Source organism: Legionella sp. km772 (assembly GCF_003989735.1).
Taxonomy (GTDB): domain Bacteria; phylum Pseudomonadota; class Gammaproteobacteria; order Legionellales; family Legionellaceae; genus Legionella.
Window position 1 is genome coordinate 1 of sequence record NZ_RZGQ01000249.1, and the last position, 3459, is coordinate 3459.

A 3459-nucleotide genomic window follows, 5' to 3' on the forward strand; every position below is an offset into this window, starting at 1 on the left:
ATGATCCTTATTTTTATTTAGCGATAAACTATGTATCATAAACCAATTCGTTGGTCGATAACTGCTCTCAAAAATGACTACAAAATTTGGTGGAAGTGTTCAGTAGATTTGAACCATCCCGATTTTTTAACAAAGCGTTCTGTTGTTTGTCTTATTTCTTCTTCTAACGCAACTTGATTTGTTATGTTTATAGCCAATTTTACTACTTTTAAAACTTTGCCATTTGAATCAAAAATTGGATTATACTGCGCTTCAATCCAAACGAGTTTCCCATTTCGTCCTACTCTTTTAAAGCGTCCGGCTTCTAAAACTCCATTCCTTAAGCGTTCCCACATAGCAGAATATTCAGGAGAAGACGCCAAACTTGGTTCGCAAAACATTCGATGATGTTTGCCTTTAATATCTTCAAGCGCGTAATCTAAGGCATTTAGAAAGTTTTCATTAGCTGATAGCACTGTCCCTTCAGGAGTAAACTCTATAATGGCCTGCGAGCGATTAATCGCTTTTAATTTGCATTCATATTCGGAGTTCTTTAATTTGGATTCAGTAATATTAGTAGCAAATTTAATAGCTTTATAAAGGGTATTTTGTTTGTCAAAGACAGGGACATAGGAAGCATTAAACCAAATTTCAGTGCCGTCTTTTTTAAATCGCTTTATTTCTCCTGATACGAAATTTCCAGCGTTTATTTTTTTCCAAAATTCATTATATCCTTCAGAGTTAACATAAGCTTTATCGCAAAAAATACTATGGTGTTTCCCTATGAGTTCCTCTAAATTATAGCCAGTGTTATGTAAGAAATTATCATTTGCTGTGATTATAGTTCCATCTAAATTAAACTCTATAACTGCTTGTACCTTATTAAGGGCATTTACGGTATGCTCGTGGGCTGCACTATTTAATTTTTCATCTTTAATAATTTCATGCATAACAACACCTTTTTCATTTCTAATTCCCTTTATTTTGTATAAAAATACATCAGATAGATATATTATAGAGCATAATATTGCGTTTATAAGAAATTACCTGAGTAAGGCTGAATAGATGAAACGAAGACAGCGATGCGCTGGCGAGATTACTTTCGATTAATTCCCTTTACCGGGTTAAACGAATGGAAGCCACTTCCTTGTCTAGAAGGACATTGATTTTAAAGCCAGAATTTTTACCGTACAAGACCTAAATAGAGAAACTCATACTCCTAGTAGTCTAAACTAACCTATTGATTTGACCGTCAGAAATGGGATTAAAGTGCTTGCTTCATGATTTAAAACAAAGTCTTTTTAAAGCTTTAGCTACTCTAGGTAAAATGCTAACCACTTAGAAAGAGCCGCAATATCATTGTTGGGCCGAACGGCCCAACCTACGGTCCTGGTAATAATAAGCATAAACGCACGACTTGGAGAACTCATAGAACGTTGGTATTAACGCCTTATATAGAGCAATATAGCTAGAATGTGGCGGTTTACTAAATCAAATGGAATAACAGAAGGCTTTCATCGAAAGATGAAACTAGCTATGGGTTTAGGAATTTTGAAAATTATAGAGTGCGTGTTAAGGTGCTCTGCGTGTTATTATCGCTGCCCCGTAAATGGGAAAGGCCCAATTTTTTGATTTACATGGTGGCCAGAGGCGGAATCGAACCACCGACACGAGGATTTTCAATCCTCTGCTCTACCGACTGAGCTATCTGGCCTTGTGGGTTGCTATTAGACTCCTATTGTGGTTTTGAGTCAAGCATTATCTGCAAATTATTTTAAAAATTCTTGATAGGCGATCGATATTTGTGCACCTAGGTAAGCATTGTTCTTAATTAGTTCAATATTGGCCTCTAAACTACGGCCAGCGGTGAGCTCGCCAATACGTTTTAAGAGAAAGGGCGTAATGGCTTGACCATTAATATGTTTTGCTTCCTCATGAGCTTGTTGAATGAAAGGAGTCATTTCTTCATCAGAGATCTCTGCTTCAATAGGAATAGGGTTGGCTATGACAATGCCATTAGTTAATTTAAGCGCTCGTTGATAATTCATGAGATTGGCAACCTCGGTTGCTGTGTCTAAGCGATGTAATAACGGTATTCCGCTGTAGCGACTGTAGAATGCAGGGAATTCATCTGTTGCAAAACCAACAACCGGGACTCCGTGAGTTTCTAAAACCTCTAAAGTTTTTGGTAGGTCTAAAATAGACTTGGCTCCGGAACATACAACCGTGACTGGAGTCGATGATAGTTCTATGAGATCTGCTGAAATATCAAAGCTAGCACTTGCTTCTTGATGAACACCGCCGATGCCACCGGTTACAAATAAGGGTAAAGCAGCTAGATGGGCGCAGAACATGGTGGCGGCAACCGTAGTGCTAGCGCTTAGTTTTTGGCTTAGTACGTAGGCGATATCACGGCGGGAGGCCTTGTTAATTTCTTTGCACTCAGCGAAGTGTTCCATAGTATTTTTTTCTAGGCCAATATGAATTTTTCCTTGGTAAAGAGCAACAGTAGCGGGAACCGCTCCTTCTTGACGAATAATTTCCTCTACGATATTGGCGGTAGCTAAATTATCAGGATAAGGCATTCCATGAGATATAATAGTGGATTCAAGCGCAACAATAGGTTGGTTAGCACTTAATGCATCGCTTACCTCTTCATTGAATTGTATTAATTCATGGCGCATAACTTATCCTTATTCTTGTTCAGTGTATCCTGATGGTTTTTCTGAGCCTTCACCAAAGAAATATTTCTGCATTTCTTCTTTCAAAAATTCTCGCGCTTTTGCTTCTATTAAATTCAAACGGTATTCATTGATGAGCATGGTTTGATGGGATAACCACATTGACCAAGCTTGCTTAGACACTTGATTAAATATTTGTTCCCCTAAGGCGCCGGGGAAGGGAGCTCTATCCATGCCTTCAGCTTCTTGTTTTAACTTACAACAAAATACAGTTCTATTCATGCCACACTCATACATTGTTAAAAAGAGCTACATTATGCGTGAATCTAATTTGTACTCCAAGTGCTGGACTCATTTATTTCTCTTAGTCGGAACGCATTTTTATTTGCGCTAATAAAATATGTTGGGAAAGTAATTGTTCTTGTTCTGAGGTGAGGCTATTAAATTGAATGGAGGTGCGGTAAGCAGCCTCGCTTTGGAATTGGCTGTATACCACTCTACCGTCAAGTATAATAGGTATCATTTTGGGTTTGGTATAAATCACTACTTTGATTAAGGTATTTTCTTTAACTAGTTCTTTAGTCTTAAAAGCCATTCCACCTAAACTGATATTTACTTTCTTCAATTCGATGTCCCCCGCCATTAAAACATGGCGAGATAAATAGTCTATCTTGGCATTTACTAACTCATGTTACGCACATAAACTTGTAGTTTGACTAAAAAGCATTAGAATTCCGCCCTTAATTTTAGGGAGGGAATTAAATGGATATGCTTGATCTTTATAGTGATTATTTGATTT

At 37.6% G+C, this 3459-nt stretch carries 3 protein-coding genes, 1 tRNA gene and 2 pseudogenes; 1 reads left to right on the plus strand and 5 read right to left on the minus strand.

Going from position 1 to position 3459, the window contains the following annotated elements; translation table 11 throughout:
* Positions 1–77: 77 nt before the first annotated feature.
* Positions 78–929 carry a PAS domain-containing protein gene (locus ELY15_RS14660; protein ID WP_127101324.1) on the minus strand — a complete coding sequence of 284 codons (852 nt, stop codon included), beginning with the start codon at positions 927–929 and terminating at the stop codon, positions 78–80.
* A gap of 514 nt (positions 930–1443) precedes the next feature.
* Here ELY15_RS14660 and ELY15_RS14665 point away from each other — a divergent pair.
* Positions 1444–1565: pseudogene (locus ELY15_RS14665) on the plus strand (transposase); the annotation flags it as partial.
* Between the two features lie 52 nt (positions 1566–1617).
* Here ELY15_RS14665 and ELY15_RS14670 read toward each other — a convergent pair.
* The 4 genes and pseudogenes from ELY15_RS14670 to ELY15_RS14685 all read right to left on the minus strand — a co-directional run.
* Positions 1618–1693, minus strand: a tRNA-Phe gene (locus ELY15_RS14670).
* Between the two features lie 55 nt (positions 1694–1748).
* Positions 1749–2663: a pseudouridine-5'-phosphate glycosidase gene (locus ELY15_RS14675; protein ID WP_127101326.1), complete on the minus strand. Its 915-nt coding sequence runs from the start codon at positions 2661–2663 to the stop codon at positions 1749–1751.
* A 9-nt stretch (positions 2664–2672) separates the two neighbouring features.
* Positions 2673–2942, minus strand: coding sequence for an oxidative damage protection protein (locus ELY15_RS14680; protein ID WP_127101328.1), 270 nt, complete (start codon positions 2940–2942; stop codon positions 2673–2675).
* Between the two features lie 82 nt (positions 2943–3024).
* A pseudogene (locus tag ELY15_RS14685) lies at positions 3025–3345 on the minus strand (PilZ domain-containing protein); the annotation flags it as partial.
* Between the last annotated feature and the right edge of the window lie 114 nt (positions 3346–3459).